The sequence below is a fragment of the Candidatus Microthrix subdominans genome (assembly GCA_016719385.1).
In the GTDB taxonomy this organism is placed as follows: Bacteria; Actinomycetota; Acidimicrobiia; order Acidimicrobiales; family Microtrichaceae; genus Microthrix; species Microthrix subdominans.
Genome location: JADJZA010000001.1, coordinates 127,982 through 144,166 on the forward strand (window position 1 = coordinate 127,982; position 16,185 = coordinate 144,166).

At 65.9% G+C, this 16,185-nt stretch carries 16 protein-coding genes; 12 read left to right on the plus strand and 4 right to left on the minus strand.

Annotated elements, in window-relative coordinates; translation table 11 throughout:
• Nucleotides 1-65: 65 nt before the first annotated feature.
• From IPN02_00675 to IPN02_00685, 3 genes are all read right to left on the minus strand, one after another.
• Nucleotides 66-2,501: a flippase-like domain-containing protein gene (locus IPN02_00675; protein MBK9295398.1), complete on the minus strand. Its 2,436-nt coding sequence runs from the start codon at nucleotides 2,499-2,501 to the stop codon at nucleotides 66-68.
• A 192-nt stretch (nucleotides 2,502-2,693) separates the two neighbouring features.
• Nucleotides 2,694-4,046 carry a geranylgeranyl reductase family protein gene (locus tag IPN02_00680; GenBank protein ID MBK9295399.1) on the minus strand — a complete coding sequence of 451 codons (1,353 nt, stop codon included), beginning with the start codon at nucleotides 4,044-4,046 and terminating at the stop codon, nucleotides 2,694-2,696.
• 147 nt (nucleotides 4,047-4,193) lie between these two features.
• Complete coding sequence (locus IPN02_00685) at nucleotides 4,194-4,937, minus strand: c-type cytochrome (GenBank protein ID MBK9295400.1); 744 nt, start codon at nucleotides 4,935-4,937, stop codon at nucleotides 4,194-4,196.
• Nucleotides 4,938-5,167: 230 nt separating this feature from the next.
• Here IPN02_00685 and IPN02_00690 point away from each other — a divergent pair, with 230 nt between their 5' ends.
• The 11 genes from IPN02_00690 (at nucleotide 5,168) to IPN02_00740 (ending at nucleotide 14,044) form a co-directional block, all read left to right on the plus strand.
• Nucleotides 5,168-5,593, plus strand: coding sequence for a hypothetical protein (locus IPN02_00690; GenBank protein MBK9295401.1), 426 nt, complete (start codon nucleotides 5,168-5,170; stop codon nucleotides 5,591-5,593).
• A 4-nt stretch (nucleotides 5,594-5,597) separates the two neighbouring features.
• Nucleotides 5,598-6,014 (plus strand): 4Fe-4S dicluster domain-containing protein, encoded by a 417-nt coding sequence (locus IPN02_00695; GenBank protein MBK9295402.1) that lies wholly within the window; start codon nucleotides 5,598-5,600, stop codon nucleotides 6,012-6,014.
• 33 nt (nucleotides 6,015-6,047) lie between these two features.
• Nucleotides 6,048-6,833: a cytochrome b N-terminal domain-containing protein gene (locus IPN02_00700; protein ID MBK9295403.1), complete on the plus strand. Its 786-nt coding sequence runs from the start codon at nucleotides 6,048-6,050 to the stop codon at nucleotides 6,831-6,833.
• Between the two features lie 13 nt (nucleotides 6,834-6,846).
• Nucleotides 6,847-7,605: a menaquinol-cytochrome c reductase cytochrome b subunit gene (locus tag IPN02_00705; GenBank protein MBK9295404.1), complete on the plus strand. Its 759-nt coding sequence runs from the start codon at nucleotides 6,847-6,849 to the stop codon at nucleotides 7,603-7,605.
• A gap of 70 nt (nucleotides 7,606-7,675) precedes the next feature.
• Complete coding sequence (locus IPN02_00710; protein ID MBK9295405.1) at nucleotides 7,676-8,557, plus strand: Rieske 2Fe-2S domain-containing protein; 882 nt, start codon at nucleotides 7,676-7,678, stop codon at nucleotides 8,555-8,557.
• 72 nt (nucleotides 8,558-8,629) lie between these two features.
• Nucleotides 8,630-10,078 carry a c-type cytochrome gene (locus IPN02_00715; GenBank protein ID MBK9295406.1) on the plus strand — a complete coding sequence of 483 codons (1,449 nt, stop codon included), beginning with the start codon at nucleotides 8,630-8,632 and terminating at the stop codon, nucleotides 10,076-10,078.
• 3 nt (nucleotides 10,079-10,081) lie between these two features.
• On the plus strand, nucleotides 10,082-11,071 hold the full coding sequence (locus tag IPN02_00720) for a hypothetical protein (GenBank protein ID MBK9295407.1): 990 nt from the start codon (nucleotides 10,082-10,084) through the stop codon (nucleotides 11,069-11,071).
• A 2-nt stretch (nucleotides 11,072-11,073) separates the two neighbouring features.
• A complete protein-coding gene (ndhC, locus tag IPN02_00725; protein ID MBK9295408.1) occupies nucleotides 11,074-11,565 on the plus strand; it encodes an NADH-quinone oxidoreductase subunit A in 492 nt (163 codons plus the stop codon).
• Nucleotides 11,565-12,146, plus strand: a complete 582-nt coding sequence (locus IPN02_00730) for an NADH-quinone oxidoreductase subunit B (protein MBK9295409.1) — start codon at nucleotides 11,565-11,567, stop codon at nucleotides 12,144-12,146. Before ndhC ends, IPN02_00730 begins: the two co-directional genes overlap by 1 nt.
• Nucleotides 12,143-12,640 (plus strand): NADH-quinone oxidoreductase subunit C, encoded by a 498-nt coding sequence (locus IPN02_00735; protein ID MBK9295410.1) that lies wholly within the window; start codon nucleotides 12,143-12,145, stop codon nucleotides 12,638-12,640. The genes IPN02_00730 and IPN02_00735 overlap by 4 nt, the downstream gene beginning before the upstream one ends.
• A gap of 102 nt (nucleotides 12,641-12,742) precedes the next feature.
• On the plus strand, nucleotides 12,743-14,044 hold the full coding sequence (locus IPN02_00740) for an NADH-quinone oxidoreductase subunit D (protein MBK9295411.1): 1,302 nt from the start codon (nucleotides 12,743-12,745) through the stop codon (nucleotides 14,042-14,044).
• Here IPN02_00740 and IPN02_00745 read toward each other — a convergent pair.
• The gene (locus IPN02_00745; GenBank protein MBK9295412.1) at nucleotides 14,041-15,015 is read right to left on the minus strand and encodes a DMT family transporter; all 975 of its coding nucleotides are present in this window, start codon (nucleotides 15,013-15,015) and stop codon (nucleotides 14,041-14,043) included. The two genes, IPN02_00740 and IPN02_00745, sit on opposite strands and share 4 nt — an antisense overlap.
• Nucleotides 15,016-15,093: 78 nt before the next feature.
• Here IPN02_00745 and IPN02_00750 point away from each other — a divergent pair, with 78 nt between their 5' ends.
• Nucleotides 15,094-16,128, plus strand: a complete 1,035-nt coding sequence (locus IPN02_00750; GenBank protein ID MBK9295413.1) for a magnesium transporter CorA family protein — start codon at nucleotides 15,094-15,096, stop codon at nucleotides 16,126-16,128.
• Nucleotides 16,129-16,185 lie beyond the last annotated feature (57 nt).

Consider the following 16,185-nt stretch of genomic DNA (forward strand, 5'->3'; position numbering starts at 1 on the left):
GGCGATGTAGCGACCCGTGTGGCTGGGCGATGTAGCGACCCGTGTGGTCGGGTTTCGCTGCGACGTCAGATGTACTCGTGGCGCTGGAGCCAGCGAAACCCGATCCAGCCGGGAAGGTTGGGCAGCCAAAAGGTGATTAGGCGAAACAGGATGACCGCTGGCACCGCTGCGGCGTTGGTCAGGCCGGCAGCGACCAGCCCGCTGACCAATGCGGCCTCGATGGCGCCCATGCCCCCCGGGGTCGGCGCCACCGATGCCACGCTGGCACCGATCAGGTAGACCGCTCCGATCGAGGCCAGCGGCAGGCCGCCGCCGAGGGCCACGACGGCGAAGTACAGGGCGAACATGTTGCCGAACGTCACCAGCGCGGATCCGCCGAACAGCTCCAGCATCTTGGCCGGACGGCGCACGACGTCGGAGACGCCATCGGCGGATCGCTTGATGGTCGGCCAGACGCGCTCGCGCAAGAGCCGACGTGTGGCCGGCACCAGCAGTGCGAGGCCGGCCAACACGGCGACGACAGCAAGCCCGATGAGCAGCGATTCCGGCTTGGGGAGCGAGACGCCGCGGAATGCGCGACGGCCTGCCCAGATAACGAAGATGGCGAGCATCGACATGTGGACGAGGAAGCCGGCCACGGTGGTGAGGCCCACCGCCGACACAGCCACAGCCTTGTCGACGCCCTGCTTTTGGAGGAAGCGGGCGCTGAGCGCCATACCGCCCACCCCTGCCGGCGCCAGGGTGCCCGTAAAGGACGCAGCCAGCTGTGAAACGGTGAGCGGCCCGGGTCGCAGACGTATGGGCACGGCGCCCGCCAGTCCGGCGGCCCCGCCGACGTAGGTGACGGCGGTGAAGGTGGCGATCACGGGCATCCACCACCAGTTGGCCTCGCCGAGCCGTTGGACCATCTTGGGCACGTTGGCGATCTGCGGGAGCATGGCGTAGGTCGCGGCGGCGAGAACGACCAGCATCAGCACGGTCTTCTTGTCGACCCGTTCCAGCTGAGCGAGCTGTACGTCCTCGACGTCGGTCGCTTCCCGAATCTGGCGTTGCAGGTCGTCGAGCAGGCCCTTGTGCCGACGCAGTGCTTCCCGAGTGGGTTGGGCCAGCGCCTGGGGTTGTAGTCGGGGGAGAGCGGCGACGACTGCGTCGCTACCGAGCACGTCGATAGCGATGGGGGTCGTGCGTTTCGCCCCGGCGATCAGGGCGATGGCGACGAGTGCCTGCGCAACATCACCGGCGAGAAGCGAGTCGTCCGCCGCCAGCGTGCCGAAGGCGAAGTCGACCAGCGACACGCTGCCCTCCGCCCCGACGATGAGGGTGCTCTGCCCCACGCGCCGGTGCGCAACGCGGCGTCCTCTCATGGCGGCTAGCTGCGCGAACGCGTCGCGCACCCCGGCGTCGTCGAGGGCAGCGTCGCCGAGCGTCCCTGCGTCGAGTTCGTCGATCCGGCACCCTTCGACCCTGTCGTAGGCGATCAGCACCGAGTCCAGCCCTGTCGGGGCGACGGCGCGCACCCCGGGTGTTCGAACCCCGGCGTCCCTTGCGACGTAGGCCATCAGCGCTTCGTGTTCGATGCTCTGCTCCAGCGAGGCGAACGGGCGGTCGTCCCCGGCGTGCTTGTAGCGGATAAACCGGTACAGCCGATTGAGCAGGTCGGCGGCCCGGCGTTCCTCCCCGGACACTCGGACGTGCAGCTGCGAGCCATCCTCGAGCACCGCTTCGCACCGGGTCGATCCGGGGGTGTCGGTAGCGAGGATGCTGAGCTGCCGCACGGCCAAGCCGTCGTTGACCAGCGCCTTCGTGATCCTCGCTGCGCTCGGGCGGCGATCGGGCCGCCCGAAGGCGTACAGCACAGCAGCCCCGATCGTGGCTCCACTCGGGAGGGCCATGATCAGGGTGCCGGGCAGGTTGTAGGAGACGAACAGGCGGATGACGACCAGGACGGTGATCCCAATATTGGCGGCCCGACGCCAACGCGACACGACAAAGGGGCCGAGCACGATGAACGATGCGGTCCAGACGGCGATGCCCAGCGCTCCCGAGGTCGTCGCCACCGTGATGCCGTCGCGTGCGGTCAGCTGGGCGACGATCGCCTTGGGGGTACTGCGGTCGACGAAGTGCAGGACGAGGGCCATCGCACCGATCGCGAAGACGTCGGCGACGAACACGTAGCCGAACAACCGGAAACGCTTCGTGACGAGGGGGACGAGCACGATGGCCCCGATGACGACGAAGCCCAGCCATTCGAGCGACCCGTGGATGATCCGCTCGATCGTGCCGGGCAGCCGGTCGAGAAACCGGACGGCATCGCCTTCGAGTCGCACGACCGAATCCTGGACGAGGAGCATCACCACGATCAGCGCTGCAGCGATGACGGCAAAGATGCACACCCGGAGCAGGTCGACGGGCGAGCGCTGGTACCCGAGCAGTTCCTCTTCGGCCGGGGTTCCGCCGCTCGAGTACACGGCGGCGGGGGCGGTCGGCTTCGGTCTCGACATTGACCCCAACGCGGGGGACGGTGGTGGCTGCGTCATCGCCGTGACCCGACGGCCAGGGAGACGCGTCCGATCAACCGAGGACCCATTGTGCTGCTGCCCATCACCGGATCTTGGTCGTCTGGCGGCCTTGGGTCCAGACCGCGCCGCAAACGGTGGGTGGTGGGCGGTGTGTTCGGTTCGGCACGGGCAGCGCTACACCCGTTCGGGGATGACCCGTGCGATCGTGGCAGCCGACTTGTAGGCCAGCTCGGCCGCACCCAGCTCGTCGGGGCGCAGCAGGTTGGCCATGATCGCCAGGACCCACTCCATCAACGTGCGGCTGCGCATGCCCACCCGGGTGAGCTGATGCATGAGTGCCGGTCGACCGATGATCTGGGCGAACAGACGGCCGACCTTGAAATACAACCCGTACTCGTCATCGAGCAGCTGCGGGTAGCGCTGAAGGGGGATGGCTGAGCCGCCCTCGATGCTCTCGCGTAGCAGCCGGGCGCCGATGCGGCCGGTCTCGTAGGCGTAATCGATACCCTCGCCGTTGAACGGGTTGATCGAGCCGCCGGCGTCGCCGGCCACCAGCCAGTTGGGGCCGACCTTGGGGTTGACCGAGCCGCCCATCGGCAGGCGCCCGCCGGTGGGCGCCTCGATCGGGGCGGTGGGGTCGATGCCCCAGTAGTCGGGCAGGGTGTGAGCCCACTCGGTCATCAGGTGGCTGGTGTTGACCGATTTAAAACCCGAGAAGGTGGACAACAGTCCGATGCCGACGTTGATCGTGCCGTCGCCCAGCGGGAAGACCCATCCGTAGCCGGGCACCGCGTTGCCCTGACGGTCGCGCACGTCGAGGGCGGATTCGATCCACGGGTCGGCGTGCAGCGGGCTCTCGTAATAGCCACGGATCGCCATACCCTGGGGCATCGCGCGGTTTCTGGCGGTGCCGAGCGCCCGGCCGAAGCGGCCTTTGGCGCCGTCGGCGACGACGACGAAGTCGCTGCGCAACTCATAGGTCTCGCCGGACGCCTTGTGCTTGACGGTGGCGCCCATCAACTGGCCGCCCTCGAAGACCGGGCCGACTGCCTCGGTGCCCTGGTGCATCACCGCTCCGGCGGCGACGGCGTTGTCGGCGACGAAGGTGTCCAGATCGCAGCGCTTCACGACGTAGCCGTAGTTGGGGTGGATCGGGTGGTCGGGCCACGCCAGCTCCATCGTGCGGCCGTGGGCGATGGTGCGAAGGCCCGAGTACTTGTGGAACCGCTCCAGCTCATCGCTCAGGCCCATGTCCTGAAGCTGGGTGACAGCGCGGGGGGTCAGCCCATCACCACATGTCTTGTCGCGAGGGAAAACACCCTTTTCGACGATGGCGACGTCGATGCCGGCCTTGGCCAGCCAGTAGCCGGTCGCGGCGCCGGCTGGTCCGCCCCCAATGACGAGCACCTGGTGTCGACGTCCACCTTCGGGTGGGACGCCATTGGGTTGAGCGGTCGCACCGGCGATCGGGGACACCGGAACGGGCGCGTTGGGGGCGACGTCGGCTGGGGTGAGCGTGGCGGTCATCGGAGTTCTCCAGGCATGGGGGACCCCTCAGCCTGCCTCGCGGTCGAAGCCGGGCGTGGTCATAGCGGCCGGAGCCCGCTGCTTAAAGCCGTGCGGTAATGCGCACGACCGCCCTCGACGAGCGTGGCCGTCGTGAGGAGGGAACGATTACTCGACCGGTGGCTCGGCTTCCCACTTGTCGAGCGTCTCCTGGAGCTCAGCCTGCTTGTCGGCCAAGATCGGGTCATCGAGCACGGCCTGCCAGTCCTCGAGGTTGAACTCTTCGCCCGACAGGGTGGTCCGCTCGTGCAGGGTGACGTCGAGCAGTTCCTCGCCGGACAGGCTGGCCCAGGCGGGCATGCCGCCGCCCACCGCCTTGTTGACCCCGCCATAGGTGGGACCGACCTCGGTCTTCCAGCCGTCCGAGCCCAGGTAGAGCCAACGCACCTGTTCGGCCGGATCGGGGAAGGTGACCAGCAGGGCACCCTCGGCCAGTGCGGGACCGCTGCCGCCACCGCCGCCGGCGCCGTGACATGCCGCGCAGTTGGTGCCGTACACCTCTGCGCCCGAGGCCAAGGGCGTGAGCTCGTCGGAGGTAGGTACATCGTTGGTGAAGGCGAAAATCAGCGCCCAGAGGGGCAGACCGACCAGCATCGCCTGGGCGAAGGCGGGGACTTTGCGACGCCGCTTGGCGGCCGCCACCCAGGGAAGGTCGGGCTTGGGTGGCTTCGGCGGAGCCGGGGGAGCGGCGGCGGGCGCAGGGGCCGGGGTGGCCGCCGCGCTCGTTGCGGGAGCGGCCGAAGTGGCCGGCGCCGGTGCGGCGGCGCTGCCGCCGGCATCGTCGCCGCCAAGGCCCAGCGCAGCGCGGCGTTCACGGCTGCGGGCCAGCAGGTGTTCGGGGATCTCGGTCACGCTCGCTATGTTAGGACCGACCCAGAAGCCCCAACAACACAGCCCGGCGAATCGGTCGCCATCTGGTGCCTCGCGGCGCCGCAGTGGTAAACCGTCACGGACTCCAACCCGCCGTCGACGCACTTGTGAGCCGATTCACGAACTGCGGACCCGATGGGTAGAGTTCAGTCCGATCCCACCCGGTCCGTTTGGGACCGACTTCGTCCAATCCCAGCTAGCGAGGAGAATCAGTGGTTGCCTTCATCACCACAATCGTGATCCTGGTTCTGATGATCCTCCCGGTGTTCCCCTACGCCAAGCGTCGACCCGAGGGCACGCCCCTCACCTGGGGTGAGGCGATGGTGGGTGCCACCTACGTCTTTGGCGTGTTTTTCTGGGCCTATGCGGTGGTGCCCCACCAGTGGCTCACCTTTGCCGACGCCGAACTCGGCTGGCGGAGCGACCTGGTGTGGCTCGGTCCGGACGGCACCTGGCTCAACTGGTTCCCGATCAACATCCCGGCCGTCGTCGCCCGTGACGTCATCGCCACGATGATCTACATCGTCGGACTGGGGTTCAACATCTGGATCTGGGCCTGGTGGCAAAACCGTTCGCAGCGCACGACGAAGCCGGTGCCGGTCTCCACCTATGGCCGCCCGCTCGTGAAAAAGGGGTGAGTCGATGGCTGTCACCGATGCCAACCCACCGCTTCCCGAGTTCGTCGACGACTACGTGCTCCAGGAGGTCGACGCCGACTACCTGGGCCGGGCGGTCAAGCCCAAGCAGTTCATCCACATTGACCAGTCCGAATGCATCATGTGCGAAGGCTGCGTGGACATCTGCCCGTGGAAGTGCATCCACATGGTCACCCCGGACGCGATCGAGGAGGCCATCGACACCGAGCAGCCCGGTCAGGATCCGTCCGACCAGGTGATGTTTCTCATCGATGACGACGTGTGCACCCGGTGCGCACTGTGCGTCGACCGATGCCCGACGGGCGTCATCATCCTCGGCAAGATCGGGGCTCCCGCCGCCGGCGGCGACCAACATCAGCGCACCCCAACCCATGGCTACGGCTATGGGATGCGGCTGGGCTGAGCAGTAACGACGACTGAGATCAGGGAGTAGTTCGTGGCCAAGACCATGTCCTCCGGCGGCACTCAAAAGCTCCAAGAGCGGATGACGAAGCTGTGGGCCGATACCCAGGGTTCCCAAGCGTGGAACTCCATCTTCCGTCCGGGATCCATTTTCCGGAAGGGATACTCGGACAGCCCGAGAAACCGCAGCTATGTGGTGATGAACTCGGTGTTGTACCACCTACACCCGGTCAAGGTGAAGCGCCACGCGGTCAAGGTCAGCTACACGCTGTGCCTGGGTGGCCTGAGCTTCTTCCTGTTCATCCTGTTGACGGTGACCGGCATCTTCTTGATGTTCTTCTACCGGCCGACCGCCGCCCAGGCCTGGGGTGACATCTACCAGCTGCAGACCTCGGTCACGTTCGGGTTGTTGGTCAGAAACATGCATAGGTGGGGTGCCCACCTCATGGTGCTCTCGGTGTTCCTCCACATGGCCCGGGTCTTCTACCACGGCGCCTACAAGGCGCCTCGCGAGTTCAACTGGGTGATCGGCGTCATCTTGCTGACCCTCACCCTGCTGCTCAGCTTCACCGGCTACCTCCTGCCGTGGGATCAGCTGGCCCTGTGGGCGGTGACGGTGGGTACCAACATGATGGGCTACACGCCGGTGTTCGGTCAGCAGGTGCGTTTCGTGCTGCTGGGCGGAGGCGAGATCGGCTCCAATACACTGCTTCGATGGTACGTACTCCACGTCCTATTCTTCCCGTTCGTGACCGTGATCTTTATGGCTATCCACTTCTGGAGAGTCCGTAAGGACGGCGGCATCTCCGGACCGCTCTAGGAGAGGAACACCCATGACCGAAGTTCCCGAACATCTCCTCAAGCGGGCTCAAGCCGCCCGCGACAAGGCCAAGACCGAGGCGCCCGCTGATGCGGGCGGCGGCGATGCTGCCCCGGCAGGTGACAGCCGTATCCCGGCGCACTTGTTGGAGCGCTCCAAGGCCGCCAAGGCCAAGCAGGCCGGCGGCGGCGACGCAGCCGGCGTGGCGCCCACCGGTGGTGGCACGGCGGTAGCGACCGCTCCGCCCCCAGGGCCTCCGACGGCCGCCGGCCCGGGTGGACACACCCAGCGCCTGCTCACCGTGGTGAAGTCCGGCTCGATCCAGGACGTCAAGGCCAAGCCGATGGACAAGGTCCACACTTGGCCACACCTCCTGCTCATCGAGTTCGTAGCAGCCCTCTTGGTGACGGCGTTCCTGTTGATCTTCTCCTGGGTGGTCAACGCTCCGCTGCAGGATCTGGCCAACTTCAACCAGACGCCCAACCCCTCGAAGGCTCCCTGGTACTTCTTGGGCCTTCAGGAACTGCTGACGATGTTCCACCCGATGGTCGCCGGCGTGACCATTCCCGGCATGGGCATCTTCCTGTTGATCCTGGCGCCGTACATCGACAAGAACCCGTCGAACAAGCCGGAGTTCCGGAAGTTCGCCATCGCGTTGATGACCGTGCACCTGATGTTCTGGGGCGTCCTGACCATCATCGGTTCGTTCTTCCGGGGACCCGGCTTCAACTTCACGCTGCCGTGGCGTGACGGCATCTTCTTCGAGTTCTGAGCCAGGCTGACATGGACCAACGCCACAACACTCACCGCCACGTCACACAACCCCGATTCATCCGTCCCGGGTGGACGGAGAGGAAGCGAGCGACGCCATGGGCGTGATCCTCATTGCAGTTATCGTTCTGGTCGTTCTGGCCGCCGTCATGGTCCTGGCCACCGCTTTGCGCCGCAACAGCGAGCGGGCCGTCGGCGACCTGAAGGGCGAGACGCTGCGCAACGACCGCCGTCAGCGCAAGGCCAAGCAGGGTCAGAGTGTGCCGGCCGGCCGCATGGTCGAGCAGAGCGCCGAGATCGAGCGTGTGTCCAAGGAGGTCGTTCCCGCCTCCAAGGCGGAGGTGGCCACCTTCACCCCGCCCGACCCCGAGACGATTGGCGTCACCCGTCGGCAGTTCCTCAACCGGTCGGCGGTCACGCTGACAGCGTTTAGCGCCGCCACGTTCGGAGCGGCCTCGATGGTGGCCTTCCTGTGGCCGACCGGCTCCAGCGGGTTCGGCTCCAAGATCAACATGGGCAAGGTTGCCGACCTCGAGTCGGCGATCGATGGGGGTGGCGGCTTTCTCTACAAGCCGGAAGCCCGTGCCTGGTTGGTCCGCTTTCCCAGCGCCGCCCTGCAGAAGGCCCGCAGCGTGTACAGCCCACCCGAGTTGGTCGGCATGGAAGCGGGCCTGCTCGCCCTCTACCAGAAGTGTCCCCACCTCGGTTGCCGCGTTCCCGACTGCGGCACCTCACAGTGGTTCGAGTGCCCCTGTCACGGCAGTCAGTACAACCAGGTCGGTGAAAAAAAGGCCGGCCCTGCCCCTCGTGGCATGGACCGCTTCGCCATGGAGATCTCCGGCGGCAACTTCGTTGTCAACACCGGAGCCATCGTCGAAGGCCCCCCGATCGGTACCAACACCACCGGCCAAGAGGCCGAGGGCCCGCACTGCATCGGCTCCGCCGAAGAGTGATTTTGCGCTGAGGGCCGCCCGGCTCCAGTCTGTATTCGCTGATCCCCGACCTCGAGCACGAAAGTCGCACACATGACGATGCTGCTAGCCCAGCAGACCACGCAACGATCGATCGGCCTTCTCGTGCTCGTCGTCGTCGCGCTCGGCGGCGTGGCCTACCTGGTGATCCAGGCCCGCAAGGGCCGCCAGGAGATCGGTTCGGAGCTTGAACTGGCCGCCAACCGCAAGCCGTACTTGGACGACGACGAGCTGGAGACCACCAAGCTCGACCGTTCGCTGATGGCAGCGGTGGGGTTGTTGCTGCTGATCGCCGTCGCCCTGCCGCTGTACTGGCTGGCCGAACCCGGCCGTCAGGCCGGTGCTGTGAAGTCCTTCGACGAGAAGTTCGTCGAGGCGGGCTTGGAGATTTACGAGCAGGGCGCCCAGTGCGTCAACTGCCACGCGGCCGAAGGCGTCGGCGGCGTGGCGACGTTCGTCATCACCGACGAACAGGGCGAGTTTGTCGACCAGGTGCAGTGGAACGCCCCGGCGCTCAACACCGTGCTGTGGCGCTTCTCGGTCGACGAGGTCCGCTACATCCTCAACTACGGCCGGCCCGGTACGCCGATGGCTGCCTGGGGATTGCCCGGCGGCGGCCCCCTCACCGAGCAGCAGATCGACCAGGTGATCGACTACCTGTGGTCGGTGCAGCTGAAGCCAGAGGAAATGACGAAGGAGATCGACGACGCTGTCTCCCAGATCGATAAGGGTCTGGCCCAGCGGATGATGGACGTCCGCCAGGTGAACGAGGACAAGGCTGCGGCCTTCAGCGAGTTCTCCGGAACTCAGAAGACCGTGGCCGACCTGCCGCTGCCCGTCGATCCCGTTCAGGCGAAGGAGGCGGGTGCCGAGGCGGAAGACCAAGGCCTCGCGCCGGACGAGAGGAAGTTTGCGATGTCGCGGCTCGATGAGGCGGACGAGCTGCAGCTCGGAGAGATCCTCTTCAACCTCGACGCTGCCTCCGGCGCCTACAACTGCGCACGGTGTCACGTACCCGGCGCTGCATACGGCCAGGGCGGCGAGACCTTCGACGACCTGCAGTACGGCGCCATGGGGCCTCGTCTGCAGGGCATCGAGACCCGGTCGACACCCAACGAGCACTTCGAGTTCATCATGTCCGGCTCCGAGGACGGCGTGAAGTACTTCAGCCGCTCGGTCGGCTCGGGCAAGATGCCCGGCTTTGGCCTCAACCCCAACGCCGATGCGGAGGGCGTGCCCCAGCTGGGAACGCTCGGCATGTACGACCCCTCTCAGGTGTGGTCGGTCGTCACCTACGAACGCAACTTGGATCGCATTCCCAGCGCCAACCCTGACAACGCTCCCCAGGCATCGTCTGAGGCTGCCCCGGCTGACGCCGCTCCCGACCCCACCGTCAATCCGGCGGTGCCCGCTGGTGGAGATGCCCAAGGGCAGGCCGACGCCGCGCCAACCGCTGCCGCACCCGCCGGTTCGGTCCCGACCAATCCCACCGAAGAGGGCTGATCCATGTTCTCGTTGATCGCAGCGATCACGTTTGACCCGACGATCCGGGGCATTCTCGTGGTGGCCGTCGCCGTCGCCGTGCTACCCGGTTCGATTTTCATGATCATCTCGACCAACACCGGCGTGAAGCTGGGCATCCTGATCACCCTTGCTGGGTTGTTCGGATGGATTTTCCTGATGAGTTCCGTGTGGTGGATGTACGGCATCGGCCTCAAGGGCCGAGATCCGTCGTGGCAGGCCATCGAAGTCAACATGTCGCGGGATTCCGATACGGTCACCGAGCAGGTCAATTCGCTTCCCCGACCTGAGGATCTGCCCGACCCGGTGGAACTGTTGAACCGGTACCCGGACATCAAAGCCACCGCCATGGAAGACCCGGCATTCGCTTCGCTGGTAGAGACCGACCCTCAGGAACATCGCTTGACGCTGTCGAAGGTGGCGTCACTCGACTCCCAGATCCGTGAGGACCTCAACGAAGAACTGGGTGGTTGGCGCATCCTGTCCGAGCAGGACACCCGCCGGGGCGAAACCACGGCTGCTGCCGATGCTGTTCTGGCGTCGGATCGGTCGGTCAGCCTGACCGGATTTACCGGAACCGCGGACTACTTCGTCGAGGACGTCTTCTTCTACGGCGGCAAGACGGCCGACGAACCGCAGCTGCCCGACGATGACACTTCGGCGCTCAGCCGCGCTTGGACGCGCATCACCTCGATCTTCGAGCCGAAGAACCCCGACCTGCTCTCGGTGGTGACCGTGCGGCAGGCGAAGAACTTCGAGCCCGATCCTTCCAAGCCGCCGGCGACCACCCAACCCCGAACCGATGTGGATGCCCTGTCGGTGATCCAGCTGCGCAACCTGGGCAACAAACGGTTTGTACCTGCCTTGTTCACCCTCGTCAGCTTGGTGCTGTTCGTGTCCTTTGCCTATTTGCTGCACCATCGCGACAAGCTTGAGATGGCCATGGTCGAGGCTCACGAGCAGGAGAAGGACTGACGATGGGCCAGTTCCTGCCGGTGCTGGCCCTGGTGATCCTCGGCGCGCTGTTCGCCGGTATCTCCTCCTTGCTGGGCAGGCTGCTCAACCCGCCTCAGCCCAACCCCCGCAAGAACGCACCGTACGAGTGTGGGATCGTCGATCAGGTCGACGTTTCCTCGCGCTTCCCGGTGAAGTTCTACCTGGTGGCCATGATCTTCATCGTGTTCGACATCGAGATCATCTTTCTGTACCCGTTCACCCAGATCTTCCGGGAGTTGGGTGGCTTCGGGTTGGGTGACATCGTGCTGTTCTCGGCCACGCTGTTCATCCCCTTCCTGTTCCTCGTCTCCAACGGTGCGCTGGACTGGGGGCCGATCAAGCGGCTTCGCAAATCCGATATCCGCATCGGCGCCCACCGCACGACCACGACGACCGTGCGTCGGGTGGGCACCGAGGGTCGCGGCGCGGTCGTCGACATCCCCACCCCGCGCCCCGAGACCGAGGCGGCCTGATGAGCAACGACCTGACCTTCCGAAACGACGGCATCGCCGGCCTAGAGCACAACTTCCTCACCGGTAAGTTGGAGGATCTGGTGCAGTGGACCCGCACCCGGTCGTCATGGCCCGCCACGTTTGGTCTGGCCTGCTGTGCACTGGAGATGATGGCCACCGGCGGCAGCCACTACGACATGGCCAGGTACGGCATGGAGGTGTTTCGGGCCTCGCCCCGTCAGGCCGACATCATGATCGTCGCCGGTCGGGTCTCCCAGAAGATGGCGCCGGTGCTCCGCCAGATCTATGACCAGATGATGAACCCCAAATGGGTGATCTCGATGGGCGTGTGTGCCTCGACCGGCGGCATGTTCAACAACTACGCCCTGGTGCAGGGCGTGGATCAGGTGGTCCCGGTCGACGTGTACGTGCCCGGCTGCCCCCCGGGCCCGGAGACGCTGATGCACGGCATCGAAACGCTGCATGCGTCGATCCGTGCGGGCGAGATCCTTGGCCGGCGGGAACGCTACAACGGCGGCGCCAACATCCACATCGATGGCCCCAACCTGGGTCAGTCGGTCACCGTGGCACCCCGCTCATGAGCGATACCGCCGTCACCGATGAGGCAACGCTCGATCGGTTCGCCGAGTTTCCCACGACGGGGGAAGGCAACCAGCGGGTGATGTTCGTACCCCGCGAGCGGTTGCTCGACGTGTCCGAACTGCTGCGCGCCGACGGGTACTGGATGTGTGTCGACCTGTGCGGCGTCGACTACCTGTTGAACCCGGATCGCCCCCTGCCCGGGGGTGTGACAGGCGAGCGTTTCGAGGTGGTCGTCTGCCTGATCGACCACCGCCATCACCGCCGGCTGCGTCTGCGCGTGCAGGTGCCCGAGGATGATCCGACCATTCCCAGCCTGATGTCGGTCTGGCCGTCCGTCGACTTCCCGGAGCGCGAAGTGTGGGACTTCTTCGGCATCCATCCCGAAGGCCACCTGGGCGTCGATCGCATCCTCATGCCCGACTCGTGGGAGGGGCACCCGCTCCGCAAGGACTTCGAAGTGGGCGACATCCCCGTGCAGTTCAAGGAGGCCTGAGCAGTCGTGTCACCAAACGCGCCGTCTCCAACCGCACCGATCTCGGACGCGCCGACCGATCCAGCGTCGTCCATCGGCGGGTCATCACACGCCCCAAGTTCCTTGGCCGGTTCCCCCGAGGAACTGGATCCGTCGGCCGCGCTCGACGCCCTCGACGCCGCACGCGCCGAACTGCTCGACGACAAGTACGTCCTGCGACTGACCGAATCCGAGGCCGAGGAGCACTCGGGGCTCACCGAGGATCAGAACATGATCATGAACCTCGGCCCCCAGCACCCCTCGACGCACGGCGTGTTGCGGGTGGTGCTCGAGCTGGAGGGCGAAACGATCCGTCGCTCACGCCCGGTGATCGGCTACCTGCACACCGGCATGGAGAAGACCGGTGAGCAGCTCACCTACCTCCAGGGTCCCACCAACGTCACCCGCATGGACTACGCGGCCCCGCTGTTCAACGAGACCGTGTTCTCGCTGGCCACCGAGGAACTGTTGGGCGTCGAGGTGCCCGAGCGGGCCACGTGGATCCGCACGCTGCTGTGCGAGGTCAACCGCATCAGCTCCCACATGCTCTACCTGGCCACCAACGGCATGGACCTGGGTGCCGTCGGCATGATGTTGTACGGCTGGCGCGAGCGTGAGGAGACGCTGCGGTTCCTGGAGTTCGTCACCGGCCTGCGCATGAACCACAACTTCATTCGGCCCGGCGGCGTGGCAGCCGACCTGCCCGATGGCTGGCAGGCCGAGCTGGAATCGGTGCTCGATCTCATTCCCGGTCGCTTGGAGGAGTTCGACAAGCTGATGACCGGTCAGCCGATCTGGCGGGAACGGCTTCAGGGCGTCGGCGTCATCACGGCCGAGGAGGCGATCACCCTCGGCGCAACCGGCCCGATCCTGCGGTCAACCGGCTATGCGTGGGACCTGCGCCGCGAGCAGCCCTACCTGGCCTACGAGCACCTCGACTTCGACGTGATCGTTGGCAGCTACGGCGACTGCTTCGATCGCTACGCCATTCGCGTCAACGAGATCCGCGAGTCGATCAAGATCCTTCGCCAGTGCATCGATCAGATGCCCAAGGGCAACTACAAGGTTCAGAACAAGAAGGTCACGCCGCCGCCTCGGGCCCGCATCGACGAGTCGATGGAGGCGCTGATCCACCACTTCAAGATCTACACCGAGGGCTTCAAAGTGCCCGAGGGTGAGGTGTACACGGCGATCGAGAGTCCCCGTGGCGAGCTGGGCTGCTACATGGTGTCCGACGGCTCGGGCACGCCCTATCGCATGCACATCCGGGGCCCGTCGTTCCACAACCTGCAGTCGCTACCCCACCTGATGGGCGACTCGATGATCGCCGACACGGTGGCGATCATCTCGTCGGTCGACCCGATCATGGGCGAGGTCGACCGCTAGGACGCTTCCTCGGTGCCGGCTGTATCGACGGTCGTCGAGGTGGGGGTCGCAGGCGGCGTGGTCCCGGGGGTCTCGGAGCGGCTGGCCATCAGAGCGCCGCCGATCACCAAGACGACACCGATCACGGCCAGCGCCTCGACCTGGTCGCCCTGAAAGACCACCCCGAGCACCAGGGCAACCACGGGGATCAGGTAGGTGATGAAGGAGGCCCTGGTTGCGCCCACTCGGCCGACCAGGCTGCCCATGATCAGAAAAGCCAGCCCGGTGCCCACGATGCCGAGCACCGCAACCGCCAGCGCAGGGCGAATTGCAAAGCCTGACGACGGCAGTCCCCACAGGCCGTAGGGCAGCGTCCACAGCGTTGCCAACGCCAGCATGCGGCCCATCAGCGGACGGGAGCCGTACTTGGCCTGCAAGGGGGCGGCAAGGTTGATGGCAATGCCATAACACATGGTGGCGACGACGACGAGGGCCACCCCCCACGCCTGAGTGCCACCCTCACCGGCGGAGGGGGCGCTGATGGCGATCACCCCGATGAAGCCGACCCCGACCCCGGCCAATTGGGCCCCGCTGGTGCGGGTGGAAAAGAACAGCACGCCGAACAGTGCGGTGAAGATGGGCATGGCGCCGTTGAGCAATCCGGTGACCGCCGAGTTGATGTGCTGTTCGGCGATCGGAAAGAGCGTGAACGGAATGGCCACCCACAGCACCGAAAGTGCCACCACCTTGATGCGGTCGGCGGGGTCGACCGCCATGGGTGGTCCGGGCAAGACGGCCAGCGTGAGTGCCCCCAGGCCCACCCGCAACAAGGTCACCAAGCCGGGGCTGATCGATTCGAGTCCGATCGCAATGAACAGAAAGGACGAACCCCAGATACCCGCCATCGAGACGAACATCGCCCAGTCCACCGCGCCGAAGGCTCGGGTGGGCGAAAGCGAGCGCACCGGGGCTGAGGCGAAGGGGTCGGGCATCGTCACAGTCTCGCCGACGGCGGCCGGTCGCCGTCGACGATGACGCCAACCATGAGCGGCGCCAGATACCCTCGGGCGATGATCGGGCCGCAGCCGTCGTCGGAACCCCGACCATCGGAGGTGTTGTTCGGCGGGGCACCGGCGGTCGCCAGCCGGGCCTATCGTTTCGGCAACGTCATCGATCGCCACTTTGGCCTCGATCGGGTGTCCGACTACCTGGAGCAGGCCGACACCGTGGTGTGGATCGATCTCTGCCGGCCGGCGACCACCCAACTCGACGCCATTGCCGCCGAGTTGGGACTGCACGACCTGGCCGTCGAGGATGCCCTGGAGTCCCATCAGCGTCCGAAGCTGGACCACTACGACTCGCATCTGTTCCTGTCGTGTCACGCTCTCTCGACGACTGGGAGCGGCAGCGAACTGCACAACACCCGGATCGACGCGTTCATCGGCGACCGCTGGCTGGTGACCGTTCGCCACAACGACGACTTCCCGCTGGAGCCGTTGCTGGCCCGCTGGGATCACTCGGGCGACCTCGTCAGCCATGGTGTCAGCTTTCTGCTCTACGGGCTGCTCGACGCAGTGGTCGAGACCTACTTCGATGTCGTTGCGACATTCGACGACTTCTACGAGGAGATCAGCGACGGTATCTTCCGCGACCAGCCGGTCGATCCCGCTCGCCAGCGCAACTGGTTCGAGATGCGCCAGGCGCTGTTGCGCTTTCGTCGGCTCACCGTGCCGATGCGCGAGGTGATCACCGGGCTGATGCGCCCGGATCGCGGCGTGGTTGCCAGCGACCTGTACCCCTACTACCAGGACGTCTACGACCACATACTGAGGGTTATTGAGAGCACCGACGCCCTCCGGGAACTGGTCTCGACGATCGTGGAGACCAACCTCAGCCTACGGGACTACCGCCAGAACCTGATCATGAAAAAGGTGACCAGTTGGGCGGCGATCATCGCCGTACCCACGCTGGTCAGCGGCTACTACGGCATGAACGTGCGGTTTCCCGGCTTTGCCAGCTACTGGGGTGCCGCACTGTCGGCTGCGCTGATGCTGATCTGCTCGTTGACCCTGTACGCCATCTTCAAGCGGCGCGACTGGCTGTAGCTCACGACGGCCACATCGAGATCGGCATCGCAGCAACGATCGAACGCCCGCTCCATG